Annotated in this window: 21 protein-coding genes and 1 tRNA gene; 16 read left to right on the top strand and 6 right to left on the bottom strand. The window is 60.2% G+C overall.

All coding sequences use genetic code 11. The features are described 5' to 3' along the window. The first annotated feature begins 4 nt into the window (after positions 1-4). From BBSC_RS00585 to BBSC_RS00575, 3 genes are all read left to right on the top strand, one after another. Positions 5-325, top strand: a complete 321-nt coding sequence (locus BBSC_RS00585; protein ID WP_162180140.1) for a transposase — start codon at positions 5-7, stop codon at positions 323-325. Next, positions 322-753, top strand: coding sequence for a transposase (locus BBSC_RS13820; RefSeq protein WP_269447127.1), 432 nt, complete (start codon positions 322-324; stop codon positions 751-753). Before BBSC_RS00585 ends, BBSC_RS13820 begins: the two co-directional genes overlap by 4 nt. A gap of 586 nt (positions 754-1,339) precedes the next feature. Then, positions 1,340-1,422 (top strand) — tRNA-Leu (locus BBSC_RS00575). A gap of 139 nt (positions 1,423-1,561) precedes the next feature. On the opposite strand, the gene BBSC_RS00570 is transcribed toward BBSC_RS00575, so the two are convergent. Together BBSC_RS00570 and BBSC_RS12675 are read right to left on the bottom strand one after the other, a co-directional pair. Then, entirely contained in the window at positions 1,562-2,653 is a 1,092-nt protein-coding gene (locus BBSC_RS00570) for a tyrosine-type recombinase/integrase (RefSeq protein ID WP_033517596.1), read from the bottom strand. A gap of 3 nt (positions 2,654-2,656) precedes the next feature. Continuing rightward, positions 2,657-3,265, bottom strand: coding sequence for a helix-turn-helix domain-containing protein (locus BBSC_RS12675; RefSeq protein WP_144414379.1), 609 nt, complete (start codon positions 3,263-3,265; stop codon positions 2,657-2,659). 142 nt (positions 3,266-3,407) lie between these two features. Between BBSC_RS12675 and BBSC_RS00560 the strand changes: the two genes are divergently transcribed. The 11 genes from BBSC_RS00560 to BBSC_RS00515 all read left to right on the top strand — a co-directional run bounded on the left by BBSC_RS00560 (position 3,408) and on the right by BBSC_RS00515 (position 9,198). Then, complete coding sequence (locus BBSC_RS00560; protein ID WP_033517599.1) at positions 3,408-3,623, top strand: hypothetical protein; 216 nt, start codon at positions 3,408-3,410, stop codon at positions 3,621-3,623. After that, a complete protein-coding gene (locus tag BBSC_RS00555; protein WP_033517600.1) occupies positions 3,620-3,847 on the top strand; it encodes a hypothetical protein in 228 nt (75 codons plus the stop codon). Before BBSC_RS00560 ends, BBSC_RS00555 begins: the two co-directional genes overlap by 4 nt. Before the next feature lie 180 nt (positions 3,848-4,027). Beyond that, positions 4,028-4,261 (top strand): hypothetical protein, encoded by a 234-nt coding sequence (locus BBSC_RS00550; RefSeq protein WP_033517602.1) that lies wholly within the window; start codon positions 4,028-4,030, stop codon positions 4,259-4,261. Further along, positions 4,258-5,622 (top strand): hypothetical protein, encoded by a 1,365-nt coding sequence (locus tag BBSC_RS00545; RefSeq protein WP_033517604.1) that lies wholly within the window; start codon positions 4,258-4,260, stop codon positions 5,620-5,622. The genes BBSC_RS00550 and BBSC_RS00545 overlap by 4 nt, the downstream gene beginning before the upstream one ends. Before the next feature lie 225 nt (positions 5,623-5,847). Then, positions 5,848-6,042, top strand: a complete 195-nt coding sequence (locus BBSC_RS00540; protein WP_033517606.1) for a hypothetical protein — start codon at positions 5,848-5,850, stop codon at positions 6,040-6,042. Between the two features lies 1 nt (position 6,043). Then, positions 6,044-6,346: a hypothetical protein gene (locus BBSC_RS00535; RefSeq protein WP_033517607.1), complete on the top strand. Its 303-nt coding sequence runs from the start codon at positions 6,044-6,046 to the stop codon at positions 6,344-6,346. Positions 6,347-6,600: 254 nt separating this feature from the next. After that, the gene (locus BBSC_RS00530) at positions 6,601-6,981 is read left to right on the top strand and encodes a hypothetical protein (RefSeq protein WP_033517609.1); all 381 of its coding nucleotides are present in this window, start codon (positions 6,601-6,603) and stop codon (positions 6,979-6,981) included. Positions 6,982-7,204: 223 nt separating this feature from the next. After that, the gene (locus BBSC_RS14320) at positions 7,205-7,339 is read left to right on the top strand and encodes a hypothetical protein (protein ID WP_269429191.1); all 135 of its coding nucleotides are present in this window, start codon (positions 7,205-7,207) and stop codon (positions 7,337-7,339) included. A 5-nt stretch (positions 7,340-7,344) separates the two neighbouring features. Then, positions 7,345-8,496, top strand: a complete 1,152-nt coding sequence (locus BBSC_RS00525; protein WP_051923215.1) for a phage major capsid protein — start codon at positions 7,345-7,347, stop codon at positions 8,494-8,496. Between the two features lie 149 nt (positions 8,497-8,645). After that, positions 8,646-8,831, top strand: a complete 186-nt coding sequence (locus tag BBSC_RS00520; RefSeq protein ID WP_033517611.1) for a hypothetical protein — start codon at positions 8,646-8,648, stop codon at positions 8,829-8,831. A gap of 103 nt (positions 8,832-8,934) precedes the next feature. Next, positions 8,935-9,198 carry a hypothetical protein gene (locus tag BBSC_RS00515; RefSeq protein ID WP_033517613.1) on the top strand — a complete coding sequence of 88 codons (264 nt, stop codon included), beginning with the start codon at positions 8,935-8,937 and terminating at the stop codon, positions 9,196-9,198. A 646-nt stretch (positions 9,199-9,844) separates the two neighbouring features. Here BBSC_RS00515 and BBSC_RS00510 read toward each other — a convergent pair. Beyond that, the gene (locus tag BBSC_RS00510) at positions 9,845-10,633 is read right to left on the bottom strand and encodes an aminoglycoside 3'-phosphotransferase (RefSeq protein ID WP_033517615.1); all 789 of its coding nucleotides are present in this window, start codon (positions 10,631-10,633) and stop codon (positions 9,845-9,847) included. Positions 10,634-10,844: 211 nt separating this feature from the next. Between BBSC_RS00510 and trhA the strand changes: the two genes are divergently transcribed. After that, positions 10,845-11,837, top strand: coding sequence for a PAQR family membrane homeostasis protein TrhA (trhA, locus tag BBSC_RS00505; RefSeq protein ID WP_392387059.1), 993 nt, complete (start codon positions 10,845-10,847; stop codon positions 11,835-11,837). Between the two features lie 60 nt (positions 11,838-11,897). Here the strand turns inward: trhA and BBSC_RS00500 are convergent, their stop codons facing one another. The 3 genes from BBSC_RS00500 to BBSC_RS00490 form a co-directional block, all read right to left on the bottom strand. After that, the gene (locus BBSC_RS00500; RefSeq protein ID WP_033517619.1) at positions 11,898-12,347 is read right to left on the bottom strand and encodes a GNAT family N-acetyltransferase; all 450 of its coding nucleotides are present in this window, start codon (positions 12,345-12,347) and stop codon (positions 11,898-11,900) included. A gap of 114 nt (positions 12,348-12,461) precedes the next feature. Continuing rightward, positions 12,462-12,830 (bottom strand): metallopeptidase family protein, encoded by a 369-nt coding sequence (locus BBSC_RS00495; protein ID WP_033517621.1) that lies wholly within the window; start codon positions 12,828-12,830, stop codon positions 12,462-12,464. Between the two features lie 425 nt (positions 12,831-13,255). Then, positions 13,256-13,588, bottom strand: coding sequence for a putative heavy metal-binding protein (locus BBSC_RS00490; RefSeq protein WP_033517623.1), 333 nt, complete (start codon positions 13,586-13,588; stop codon positions 13,256-13,258). Between the two features lie 203 nt (positions 13,589-13,791). On the opposite strand from BBSC_RS00490, the gene BBSC_RS00485 reads away from it, so the two are divergent. Next, a complete protein-coding gene (locus BBSC_RS00485) occupies positions 13,792-14,205 on the top strand; it encodes a (deoxy)nucleoside triphosphate pyrophosphohydrolase (RefSeq protein ID WP_033517732.1) in 414 nt (137 codons plus the stop codon). Positions 14,206-14,274 lie beyond the last annotated feature (69 nt).

Genomic DNA, 14,274 nt, shown 5'->3' with positions numbered 1-14,274 from the left:
GTTCATGAGGGTCGCGCACCTGTTGCCGCGTCAGCGCGGCAACGTGGCGGTCGACAACTACACGTTCGTCAACGCGCTGCTGTGGATGTGCCGCACCGGCGCCCCGTGGAGGGATTTGCCCGCCTGTTACGGCAAGTGGATCACCGTCTATCAGCGGTTCAACCGCTGGTCCGGGAACGGCGCGATCGAGCGCCTGTTCACCGCCCTGCAGGAGGAGCGGATCATCGCCGTCGAGGTCCGGGTGCCCGCGTTGGACTCCACGAGCGTGAAGGTCCACCAGCACGCCACGGGCGCCCCGGAAAAAGGGGGCCGCAGTCCGTCGTGATCTCCCGGGGAGGCAGGAACGCCAAAGTTCACGTGGTATCCGACAGCGAGTCGACGCTCGTCGAAATCCATTTGAGCCCGGGCAACGAGCGCGACGCGGCCCACGGGCGCCGCTCCATGGCCGCGCTCGGCGCGTTCATGGGAGCCAGGCTGCCCATGGACCGCGCCCACGAAGGGGATTCCACCCGTCTGCTGGCGGAGTCGTTCGGCCTGACGCCGGTCGTGCCGCCCAAGAGGAACCGCACGGCCCCATGGGATTACGACAGGCGGGCGTACAAGGGGCGGAACATGGTCGAACGCGTCTTCAACCGCATGAAGCACTACAGGAAGGCCGCCACCCGCTACGACAGGCTCGACGCCACCTTCCTCGCCAACCTCCAACTCGCCCTCATCGCCATCCAACTCAAAAACACCAGCAAAACCAAATAGTATAAACACACCCTAGAAGGTTTGTTCCGGTAAGAGGTCTGTCAGCGAGGCACATTTTCTAGAGGTTAAAGGTTTCACCTCTACTGGCACTACCAGCAAGGCAATCTCACTACGCTCTAGAAGTCCTGCACCGCTGCGGCACCCGTAAGCGGAGCAACCCGCATACCCCGCAGACGATACGCCCCGATAGGAAGCATGCCAGCGAGATATATCCTCTAGAGGCTGGCGACTTCGCTACCACTGGCGTTATCAGCGGCGAGTTTTCTCTACGGTCTAGGAGATCGGCACCATTACGTGCCTTGCCAGCGGGACACCCCTTCTACCTTGTAGGAGATGAACCCCGCCAGCAGTATCCGCAAGAAGCGCATGCCACAGTCTGCAGAAGCGCCGCCCCGCTGACAATGGGTTCAGCAGGGCAAAACCTCTACAAAGTAACGGTTCGGCTCCGCTATTGGCTCGGACGGATTCAATCGCCATCCGCGCCGAGCCAAGTCCCTGGCCATGAACGACTTCGCCAGCACTTGCCACCATCGCGACACGCCGAATTGCATACCACGCACACCCGTGGTAAGTTAAACGCTTGTCTGCGAGTGTGGCGGAATGGTAGACGCGCTGTCTTCAGGTGGCAGTGAGTGTATGCTCGTGGGGGTTCAACTCCCCCCACTCGCACGCAGGGAGAAACCCCGGGAAACGTTGGAATACCAGCGTTCCGGGGTTTTCTCATATCCAACGGCCTAGCTGAAATCCAACGGAAAATCCAGCAATCTAAAAACAACACCGCTGAACTCCACTGAGCTTCAGAGACTTATCACGCGATTTTTGACATGGTTTCATCCATCCTTGCGGCCAGTTCGTCCAGATCATCATCGAAAAGGTCGGCGTAGGTGTCCAACGTCATAGCCGCCGACGAATGCCCCAGCATCCTCTGCACGGCCTTCACGTTCGCACCGCTATGAACGGCTATGGAGGCCGCTGTGTGGCGTAGGTCATGGCACGTCAGCTTGGGCACGCCGCTTGTCTCGACCGCCGTCTTGTACCAGCAGCGGTGATTCTTGCCAAGCGACTGGGGAGCGACATAGCCACCATGCTCGCCCTCAAAAAGCAGATCGGTTGGCTTCTTGCCCTTGACCTGTTCGCGCAGCGCGTCACGGACGAGTTGCGGCATGGGTACGTCCCTCGCCTTGTTGCTTTTCGGCGTGCCCTGCTCGAAGGTCGCGCCCACTTTGGTGACGCCCTTGGAGACATGCAGCCGGTTACGCTTGAAATCCACGTCCCACACGGTCAACGCGGTTGCCTCGCCCCAACGCAGTCCGCATAGGCCCAATACGAGTATCAGCGGCCTGTATGCGCCGCTAGCATCCGCAAGGGCCAACAGTTGCCCCGGCGTGAGGTATTGGCGCGGCTTTCGGCTTTTCTTCGGCAACTGGATATCCACCACCGGCACACGAACTATGCGCCCGTCCTTCACCGCCGTGTCATAGATGCCCTTGAGTATGCCGAACGCTCGGATAACCACCGTGGCAGATCGTGCCTTCGCCAGTTCGTTCACCCAGTCCTGTACTTCGGAGTGGGTTATCTTGGATAGCTGCCGTTCTCCCCATTTCGGCTTGACATGGACGCGCCACGCGGTTTCGATGCTGTGATAGTGCGACGGCTTCCACACGCTCTCATGCGCGGCCACCCATTCGTCGCCGAGCTTGGATATGAGGGCGCGCCCGCCTTGCGGGTCCACATATGCGCCGTCGTTCATGGCTATGGTCACGTTGCGCGCCGCCCAGTCCTGAGCGTCTATCTTGCGACGGAACCCGCTCTTTTCCTTGGTCACGTGGCTGGGGTCACGGTAGTGGACGCGCCAGCGGGTCTCGCCGGACTTCAGCACGTACTTCTCATAGGAGACCATAGGCTATTCCTTACTTGCAATCCCCTGCTCGGCATTGCCTTCACGAATTATTCTTGCAATCTCGTTTTCGGCTTTCTCTCTGACTTCGTCAAAACGAGCGGAGGCCATCGCGTCTCGGTATTTGTCCATCAGCTCAGTGGGGAGATAGCTTGCCGGGTCGGTATTACGGCTTTCAACAGCGGGGACGGCACGCGATCGATACTCGGCTATGGCCCTTGCTGTATCAGGCGAACCGTAATGCAACATGGCATCGTTGGGAACCTCCAACGGTTCGGAACCCAGCGCCCACAGCCATGCTATATTCGACCCGATTTTATGCGGATACCCAGTTACGTTCGTAGCTATCGCCCTGCTGCCATATTCGGGCATGAGAAGCGTTAGCGGGCTCACACCGAACACAATCGCAAAGGCCATGAGGTCGTCAACATCCACCTTGCGTTCACCAGACTCAATACGCTTCAGCCCTAGCACCGCAATAGGTCTTCCAACTTCCTCCAATCGGTCAGATAACTCTCTATACGTCATCCCACCGCGCAGGCGCTTAATATTCGCCGCAACTTGTCTGCCTGTATCTTCAACCGCATTAACATTACGTTTTTTTGATTCACTCATACACACATCTTATCTATCAATTTGATAGAAATCGAATCAAGCGACACGCCAAGCATACCTATTTGACATGTTTGGTATGAATTTGATAATACTGATACTAACAATATCAAATTGATACCAATTCAATCAATGGAGGTAAATCATGACATCGGCAACACCTCTCCCCGCCATCACGGACGGCGACATGTGGCTTACGCGCAAGGAGGCCGCAGCGTATGCGAAGACCACCACGGGCACGCTCGCCACGCTCGGATACGCGCATAAGGGGCCGCGCTTCTTCAAGCCCAGCCCTCGCAAGGTGCTGTACAAGAAAAGCGATCTAGACGCATGGCTCATGGGAACGGCGGTGAACGCATGAGCATTGTCTTCACCGAAGAGCAGTTGGAGCAGGCGCGTTCGATTCCGCGCAAGAGCATGGATACGGTGGTGGCTTCGGCCACGGATACTCCCGTCTCCTATTGGCGTGAACTGCGTTTGAACGGCATGGGCCCCGAATACGAGACCAATGTCAGCGGCAAGGTTTTCTACCACCGTGATTCCGTCCTGCACTACATCCACCAGCACATGAAACGGGAGGCATAGCCATGTTGAGAATCATCGCGATGGCGCTCGCCACCGCCGCATTGGAACTGACCGGGCTTGAGGAATGGGCTTGGGCCTACACATGCGGCCTGCTGGCCCTGCTGCTCATCGTCTTGGAATACAAGGGAGCGCCCGCCCCACAGGCCGGGACAGGCGCTCATAGAAAGGAGGTTGCAGGAGATGGAACCAACCGAACCCGACATGTCCAGTCTAGGCCAGTCCCCGCGCGACTTCCAAGCCGAATCCAAGTATCTTCAGGCCGTGGCCGACTACCGGCGTTACCTGAACTTCCTGCGTTGGATGCAGGACAACGATATGGAGCCCACCGGCTCCTATATGGGCGACGGTGTGCCGAGGGACTTCGCCGGGCATCCGTTCGAGCCGTTGGACTGGAAAGGGGTGAGTAGGCTGTGAATGATTCCGAGTTCTGGCGTTCGCGCGAGTGGATACGCTACGTGCATGACTACGCGAAGGCGGAGAACATCAACCCGTTCGCGCTGCTGGTCATGGTGCTCATGCGCGAGGCCATGCGCATTCCGCCGAACCTGCTTATCCCCTCGCTCGGCATCGGTGGCAGGGGCCGTGTGGCCGGGGTGAACGTGTTCGTAGCCCTGGTGGGAGGCCCCGGCGACGGCAAGGACACCACCGAGTCCGCCGCCGCCGATCTGGTGCCCGACATCCTCGACGCCGACGTGCATCTTCCGGTAAGCGGCGAGGGCATAGCGGCCATGTTCGCGGACAGGGTGCCCGATCTGGACGACAAGGGCAAGCGCATAGGCTCCCACCAGTCGTGCAGGAACCCGCGCGTGCTGCTGTCAGTAAGCGAGGTCGGCCAGTTGTCGGGCGCGGCGCGCATCAGCTCCAGCACGCTGATAAGCACCTTGCTGAACGTGTTCATGGGCAAGCAGTTCGGCGCGTTCAACAGGAACGCGGACAACCGCTTGCAGATACCCGCCTACGCCTACCGGCTGTGCATGAGCGTGAACGCGCAGCCGTCCGCCGCCGACGCCTTCACCGAATACGAGGGCTTGGGCTGGCCGCAACGCTTCATGTGGGCCGACGTGCTCGACCCCGATTGCGACACCGACCCGGACAGACGCACCCCGCACCCCAAGGGCGAGTTCACATGGCATGTCCGCTACGAATCCCCCTCACCGGCAGCGTTCGACGCCGTGTACAGGGCGGAAAGCTGGGGCGCCTACCACAAGCAGCACAGACAGGCCGGACGCGACTCCTACGAGCTTTTGGAACTGGAATACCCGACCAACGCGCTCGACGACGCCTTCAGGGACAGCGTGGCCCGCAACAGGGGCACCCGCAGCCCATTGGACAGCCACACGATGCTGCTCACCGCGCACGTCGCCGCAGTGGTCGCATCCATGCGCGCACCCGACCTGAAGGTAAACGCCGACGACTGGATGCTGGCCCGCAGGATCGTGGACATGAGCAACAAATGCCGCGAACGCTACCTGTCGAAGGCAAGGGAGAACGTTACCGCGAAACTGGCCGACGAAATGCAGGTGAAGGACGACGCCCGCGCCGAAGCCGACGTGAGAATGCTCGACCGGGCCAGAACCCGAATACTCAAGGTGCTGGGCGACAAAGACCCGAAGCGTGAGGGCATGGCCGAACGCAATCTGAGGAACAGCATGAACACGTCTCAACGCAAGGTCTTCGCATCGGCCATCGAATCACTTAAAAACGACAACAAAATCGACTGGCGGAAAGGTTCGGACGAAGGCATGTACTACTCACTGTCAATCACACGCGCATGAAAAAGTGTCTACAGTGTCTACACCTACTCCCGCAAGGGTTCCCGGTGTCTACACGAACCGTCTACACGTGTCTACAAGTGTCTACGTGGCCGGGCTTCGCGTAGACACTTGTAGACACTTGTAGACACATCATGTAGACACCGAAACCCCAATGATTCCAACGTGTAGACACCGTAGACACTTTTACCGCCGCGCTCGCAAAAAACAGAAAGGAAAGACATAGCCATGCTGGACACCTACAAGCTAATCAAGGGCTTCAATCCATATAAGCCGAATGGTTTCGACTTCGAGGAAACCGCCTACATCGCCACACTCGCGCTGCTCGACATAGCCCGATCCCAACAACAGATAGCCGTCGCATTGGGAGACCTATCGGAAAACGGCATAGAAAACTATCCACGCACCCCGGAAGGACATTGACATGGTGAACATCGGCCCTCAATGGAAAGGCGACTTGAGCGCGCACTTCATCGCGGACATGAGCCAACCCCGCCATGAGGCGAAGGCGCTCGCCGCCAAGCTGATACGCGCCACCGCATACGCCATGAAGGGCGGCGCCAAGGATGTGAGCTTCAAGGTTCCCGCAGACCCGCTCATAGCGTCCGTCCAATCGGCAAGCCTGTTGCGGCTCGCGCAGGAGCTCCAGCCCGAGACCCTGCATATAGACCCGAAGTGGGAGAAGCCCGACGACAGGCCACGACCACGCGGAAGGGGGAGGCCATGACCTAGCCATAGCCGAACCCTCGCCCGTATCCCATCTGCCACACGCTCCGATTGTTGCAGCAGCCGGAACGCGGGGATACGGGCGGGAGAACCAAACGCCCGATTGCCTTCATGGCGTCAAACCGCAGGCAGCGAAGCATCCAGCCAGTTCAGGAAATGAGGAAAAACGGTTGTCCCGGCGCTACCAACACCGGGACACCCATCAACAAATGGTTCCGGCCAACCCACGTAGCCGGAACCGAGAAAGGAACCACCATGAACGATAATCCCGACACCAACACTAGCAGCGATACGAACGAGCCACCGAAGCCCAAACTCATGCTCGACCATACGCCCGGCTTCGTGCATGAGGAGTATATAGACCAAGGCGATATCGTGCTGTTCAGATCGACCCAGCCCGACTTCAGGCTGGACTTCCAGGCTGACATCTCATGGTTCACGGAAGGCGACCCGCAGACCGCGCTCAGCTTCTACATGGAACCGTCAGGAAACAACTACTGGCAGTTCACCGACCCCGACCAGCCAAGCGATCTAGCGAACCATTGCGGGGAACTCGAACGCTGGCTGGACGACATCGGCGCGGTATGCGAATACCTGCAACGCCGCTACCCGGAATTGCCGGTGTTGGAATGCTGACCCGCATACCCGCCGCCTACCGGCACCGAATCAAACGAATGAAGAGCCACGCAAGGTGGAAAACCAAGCGTGCAAGCCCGCCCAGCAAGCGGAAAACCCAGTGAACCCCGGTTCACACCCGGTAACTGTCGATTTACCCGACAAGTTGCCGGGTTTTTCTGTAGTCTGGAAACCGATAGGAGAAACCGTTATCAATATCAACAACAAGGACAAAGGAGACGGCATGAAGAAACTCGCCGGAATCATCCGCAAACTGATCTTCAGAATCAAGCGCCGCAGGGAGATGCCCGAACTGCTGCGCATGGCCGAATACGTCAACAACATCCAGATCGACACCACCGAAACCAAGGAGCGATAAGAACAATGGGATACATGGAACAGCTGGCCGCCGAGAAGAAGGCCATGAAGGCCCTCATGGCCAAGGCGGGCCCGAACGGCGAGAACCTCACCGAGGCCGAACGCAAGGAACTCAAGGAACGCTACGAGAAGGCCAAGAAGCTGCAAGAGCGCGTAGACCTGTTCAAGGGCGTCAACGACCTGAACACGGACGAAGTGAACACGTCCAGCCGAAACGCCGCCACGCCGGGCCGCCTCTCGCTGCGCAGCCTCGCCACCGACATCCCGCGTCAGGCCATGAGCTACAGCGGCAAGTTCGGCGTCAAGGGACTCATTCAGGCGGGCAGCACGCTCGTGCCCGTGCCCATCGTCAACCCCGGCAAGCCGACGCCCAGCTACGCGGGCGCGGAAATCCCGCCGCGACTCGTGGACTACCTGCCCGCCGTGGGACGCGAACCCGTGTACGACATCATCCGCGAAACCGCCGTGGAAAACTCGGGCAGCGCCGCCGTCGTGCCCGTGGGCAAGGAGAAGCCCGTCAAGAAGCTCAACCTCGTGCGCGACACCCAGACCCTCAAAGTGGTGGCGGTGCTCACCGACGAGATCGACCGCTTCGTGCTCGAGGACGCCACCAGCATCCGCCAGTGGCTCGGCACCCGCCTCACGCTGGAGGTCATCAACACCGTCGAGAACGAGATACTGCACGGCGACGGCACCGCCACACACCTGCTCGGCCTCGACCACGTGACCGGCACCCAGACGCAGGAATGGCACAACAACATCTTCGACACGATCATGCTCGGCATCAACAAGCTCGAAAGCATCGGCGTTGGAGTGCAGGTCATCGCACTGAGCAGCGCCGACTGGATGGAGGCCCAGACCCGCAAGGACGCCGAAGGCCACTACTACATGGGCAACGTCATCGACCCGACCAACCGCACCATGTGGGGCTATCAGGTGGCACAAGTGCCAGGACTGGCCCAAGGCACCGGCTGGGTCATCGGAGCCGACTCCCTCGCCATCGGCACCGACAACATGATGCGCCTCGAATGGGACGCCGCCACCGGCTTCAGCCGCAACGCGGTACGCGCCCGAGTCGAAAGCCGCTACGCGCTCGACGTGTACAAGCCCCACGGCCTAGTCAAGCTCAACCTCACCGCGCCCACCACCGGCAAGTAAGCCGCAGGGTTAGGGCAAAGGCGCGCGGCTTCACTCCTTGGCCGCGCGCCGGAGGGTGGGACTGGACAGGCGAACGCCGCAGCGAACAGGCGGTGCCCGTGAGGAAGGCGGGCACCGCCACACAACACAACCGGAAACAGGAACGACGAATGAGCGACCACGGGAAGATAGCCGAATGGATACACGACGCGGTAAGCCAGCAGCCCACGCCCACCGTGCAGCTGCTCGCCATCATCGCACGCCAGCAACTCGAAACCAACGACCACCTAGCACGATTGGAACGCCTCGCCAACACACGGCGACCGGAACCAACGATCTATGAACACAAGGGGTAGGGGCGGTAGAATCCCAAAACCAGCCATCGACGGGACACTATCCGCATGGCCCCACTTCCTCTCCCTCCGCATCTTTTTCACCCAATTTGAAAGGCCGCAGGCCATGAGCCAGACGCATATCAGGGCAGTGAACCGCACCATAAACGCGCTGCGAATCGACAAGGACGACCGTTACAGCGCCCTCGTGGAAACGGCCCGCACCTTGGCCCGCCAGATGGACAAGGCGGGCGCGGAACCCTCCACACGACTCGTCGCCGCCTACCTCTCCAGCCTCAAAGACCTCAACAGAGCCACCCCGACAGTGGAAACCAAGACTTCCAGCAGCCCCACCGACGAACTCGAAGAATACCTAAAACAATTCGCCTAACCATCGGCAAGGCAAGCAGCAGTTCGGGCCTGACTGGGGCCCGACGAAATTCACAAAATGGCATAGTATGCCGTAACCGCTCCGCCACCAGTGAGTTGAATCAACGAAGCACCCCGATTGACACCCCTCATGGTGACATTCGAGGCGCTTTCGTCATATCCGGGGCCTGACCGGGGCCCGACAAACTTCATAATCCAACGAAAATCCAACATCTTGCACCTGAAACCGTTGAAAATCATTGATTTGCAATGACCTAGAATCGTTGGAGTTTCAACGAAAACGGCTTGATCGCAACATGTCCCCAAGGGTTCAACTCCCCCACTCGCACCAGCACCAAAGAGCTGGAACCGAAAGGTTCCAGCCCTTTCGCTTTCTCAAAAAGCAGGGCCGCAGTAACAGAATCAGTTGCCTCGATCACGTCGATTCGCGTTCGGCTGTCACCGGCAAGCACCGAGACGACCCATCAGAGAAACATCTGATTTGCACGTCCCTCACACAGTCACATGACTGTCACATGACAGTCATCCCGCCATTCACACAGTCATACGACTGTGATAGATTGCGGGTTATAGGAACTTTTGATTCCACAAGCCCATCCGGTATGACGATCACGGAAATGACTCGCGCATCCGCGGCGAGCCTGAGCCTATCCGAATACCTCCACGGCGGCGACAGTCCGCAGCCGTTCCTCGTCAATCAGATCACGGCCATAGGCGTCCAGGAACCGGTCTCCGTATGCGTCGGTGTGCAGGTTGAACCGCAACGTCCACAACGCCCAGAACACGTCGACGTGCCGGTCGCCGACGCCGGCGCAATCCAAGTCCACGAATCCGCCGAATCTCCAATCGTCCAGAATAACGTTCGGCAGACAGTAGTCCCCGTGCAACAGCACATCGGCATGCAAGCTTGAGCCCTGCAATTTCACTATGCCATAGACGTCATCGACATCCGCATGCCCATACCGTTCGGTGTAGAACGAAAGATCATGCCGGCCAAGTCCATGATTGCGTTCCGCGGTCGTCAGGTACGAAGTGGTGAGATCCGATACGGGGCAGTCGGCGCACGGCAGCTCATGCAGCGCGTGCAGCCGTTCGCCCAGCAAAGTGGCGAGCCGCTCGGGGTTGTCCAGATACTGCGCAGCCGTGCAATCCTCGCCGGGGACGCGTGCCGTCAGCAGCCAGTCGCACCCGTTCCACTGCCCGTAATGCAGCACGGCGCTGGCCAGCCCTTTGCCGTGGAAATACGAGGTCATGACTGCCTCGTGCCGCAACGCTCCCTCATGCGCGGTTTTCAGAAAGTACCCGCCTTCGATGTCCGCATAGTAGACGGTGGCCTGAGGCGATGAACTGCTGTCGAAAAGCTTGCCATCCGCAACATAGCGCCGGACCTCTTTGGGGAACAGCTCCGGATCACGGTGCACTGAGGTTCGTTTCATGGCGCCTCCCTACCCTGCCTCACCGCAGCGGCGTGCCGCATACAGGCCGTGCGATGAGCGCCGTTGGCATACATTGCATTCACTCGTTTCCAACCATAGCTGAAAAGTGCACCCCATAATCAATCGCGCCTCCCCTTGCCGCCTACACTAGGTTACGGTAGCGTAAGTTAATGGTCGAGCGAGCGCCACCGACCATACCGAGGTGATTAGCATGAGTGTTTCCACCAGCACGCCGGTTACACAACAAACCGCGCTTCACCGTCTGCCGGCGCAGCGCATCCGGGGAGGAAAACCGCACGGCGCTCCCGCGCGCACCCCGTCCACCAAACTCCGCCCGGAACCGATTCCCGGAGCGATGGAACCCGCACAAGCGGCGCAAGAAGCAGCTTCCACTGCAATAAACCAAGCTGCCCGTTCCTCCAACACCGCCAATACCGCCGACGCCAACAACGCCGCGCTCAATCGCGCGCTGGCCCGCTACAAGGCCGCGAAGGCCCGCTATCGCCAGGCGAAATCCGCATTGAAGGCGGCCGAACGCCGGATCGTCCCCGTCGATGCGTTCGGCAAACGCAAGCCGCGCCTGCGCGGATGGCTGCACCTCATCACGCTGCCGCTGTGCATCGCGGCGTCCATCGTGCTGATCTGCATCGCGCCGGCCGGCCCGGTCAAGGCGGCCTGCGCGATGTACGGCGCCTCGGCCATGCTGCTGTTCGGCAACAGCGCGCTGCTGCACGTCGTGCCGTGGCGCAGCGCGAAAGTGACCCGCGTGCTGTGCGGCATCGATTACTCGAACATCTTCCTCATCATCGCCGGCACCAACACGCCCGTGCTCTTCGCGCTCAGCCCGGCGATCCGCCGCCCGTATCTCACGGTGATCTGGGTGACCGCGGCGGTCGGAACGATACTGCACATCGTCTGGCTGCAAACCCCGAACTGGGTGTTCACCACCGTGTACGTCGTGCTTGGCCTGGCCCCGGTGACGCTTATCCCGCAGCTATGGGCGGCCCCCGCGGTGGGCCCGGCGCCGACCGTGCTCATCGCGTGCGGTGGCGCCGCGTATATCGCCGGAGCCGTATGCTTCGCACTGCACAAGCCGAATCCCATTCCCGGCTGGTTCGAGTTTCACGAGATGTTTCACTTGGGCACGGTCATCGGGTACACCTGCCACGTCGTGGCGATCTATCTGATTGTCTGCGCGCTGTAGCCCTTGCGAACCGCAGGGCCCACCCGGCTCCGGCGCATCGCGCGAAGACAGGACTTTCCTTCATGCGAGGCCGGGCAGATCCTTCACCAACCAACCGTGGCGGCCGCCTTCGTAGACCTCGTCGGTGAGGCGGTAACCGCGTTGCTCGTAGAAACCATAGTGATCGTTCTCCGAGTGCACGGCGGCCATGGTCCCGCCGAGCCGGGCGATGCGCCGCTCCGCATCAGCCAGCAGCCGCGACCCGATACGCTGCCCTTGTGCCTCGGGCAATACCGCCAGCCGCGCGATGATGTACCGTCCCGGCTGATCGGGATGATCGGGGTCGGCATAGAACCGGCAGGTCGCCACGGCACGGCCGGGATCGGTCGGCTCGAATGCCAGCAAATGCACGGATACGGCATCCCATTCATCGAATTCCGGCCTCCAGTCACGTTCACGGATGAACACCCGTTCGCGGATGGCGCGGGCGTCATCGGGCAGGTGATCGCAGGCCTCGATTCGTATGGTCATGGACGACAGCGTAACCAGCGCCGGCGATATACGGCACCCGTCAATTCGCTGGATTGAAAGCCCCATATGCACGAGAAGAATGCTGGGAACAACTCCTACCAGCAATCATGAAGATCAGTAGCCGTGGGCGTGCAGATACTCGTCGTCGAAACCGAAATAGTGCCCGATCTCGTGCAATACGGTCTTGCGGATCTGGCGCCGCAGCTGTTCCGGCGTCGAGCACAAACGCTCATGCGGCCCCTTGAACAGGGTGATGACGTCAGGCATCACACCACTGTAGCCCGTGGTGCGCCGCGTGATCGGCACGCCCTCATACAGGCCGAGCAGCTCGCCGCGCGGATCGCTCATCGTCGCGCGCTCCCGCTCGTTCGGCTCGTCGGCCATGGCGATACCCACATTCTCCAATACCCGCTTGAACCGTTCAGGCAGGTCGGCCAGTACCTCTTCGATGGCATGTTCGAACTCGTCGTCACTGATGCGCATTTCGCCCGCCTTCCTGCCGCTACGCCTTGCCGGCACCCTATCACAGTCACCTAAAGCATTATTCGGACGGATTACGGATTATCCGACGCTCAGCTGCATCCATCCCGTGGCATCCGTGCAGCGGAACATCGAGTTGTCGGTGCGCCCCGTAGTAGTGGAACCGGTTGCAGGTACGATTCCACCGATGAAAATGACCTGTTTTGAGGCTAGTCTCGCCGCCCACGCACCGATAACTCGCATTTACGACTCATTGGGCGCCCGGCGACGCACGGTATCCCGTACAAAGACCCGTGCCGCACCGCCCGCAGTCCTGGTCCTTCTCATCAGGGGCTCCCGGCGCACCCCAGACGCGAGAATCACCATGCTCAGGCAGTCACAGGCGCCCGAGCGCCAGCCAGCCGACCGTATTCGATATACGAGTACCGTCACCCCTGACGGACGATCTGCACGGCGGTACCGGACGCGGTGACCATCAGCATCGACCCATCGGCGCCGAGCACCTCGTAGTCGATGTCCACGCCGACCACGGCGTGCGCGCCCATCGCCTCAGCCCGCTGCTGCATTTCGGCGATCGCCTCGTTGCGGGCGTTCGTCAGCTCCTCCTCATACCCCTGGCTGCGACCGCCGAACACGTTCCGCAGGCTCGCGCCGATATCCCTGAACATATTCACGCCGGCGACGACCTCGCCGAACACGATGCCCTGGTAATTCGTAATCGCATACCCTTCGACGGACGGTGTGGTGGTGACGAGAATCATGTCAATCTCCTCTTGAGTTGCTGATGTTCGGTGATATCCGGTACGCCTGCCGTGCATTTTCGGTGATCCGGCCATCACAGGATCATGTTCCATGAATGGCCCAATCTCCGTGATCACCACAATAGCCCGCCTGCCCTTCACCAGCATCCCCCGTGCCGCAACGAATCACACCCGGATCTTGCAGCGTTGTATCCTGGTTGTTCATGGAGCCGAAGCGCAAAATCATCAATGTCGTAGGAGCCGTTATCGTCAAAGACGGCGCAGTGCTATGCGCGCAGCGCGGTCCGGGAAAAACGTTGTCGGGATATTGGGAGTTCCCCGGAGGGAAGATCGAGCCCCATGAAACGGCTCGGCAGGCGTTGCACCGCGAAATCGAAGAAGAGCTGCTGTGCGAGATCAACGTCGCGCAGGAAGTGTGCACCAGTGAATACGACTACGACTTCGGCACGGTGCGGCTGACCACCTTCATCTGCCATCTCGTCGAGGGCTCCCCGCACCTCACCGAGCACACCAATATCCAATGGCTGGCCCCTGCCGATATGCCGCAACTGAATTGGGCCCCGGTGGACCGTGAGACAGTCGCCGCACTCGTCAGCGACCAATCGATAATCCGATGAGCGCGCCGCAAAGCGGCACGGTACATGCAAGCAAGGCAATCAGCAACACAAGGAACGAGCGACAATGCC

The organism is Bifidobacterium scardovii JCM 12489 = DSM 13734, from assembly GCF_001042635.1.
GTDB classification, from domain to species: domain Bacteria; phylum Actinomycetota; class Actinomycetes; order Actinomycetales; family Bifidobacteriaceae; genus Bifidobacterium; species Bifidobacterium scardovii.
Note: the sequence above shows the minus strand (reverse complement) of the source record. Positions and strands in the feature narration are given on the sequence as shown.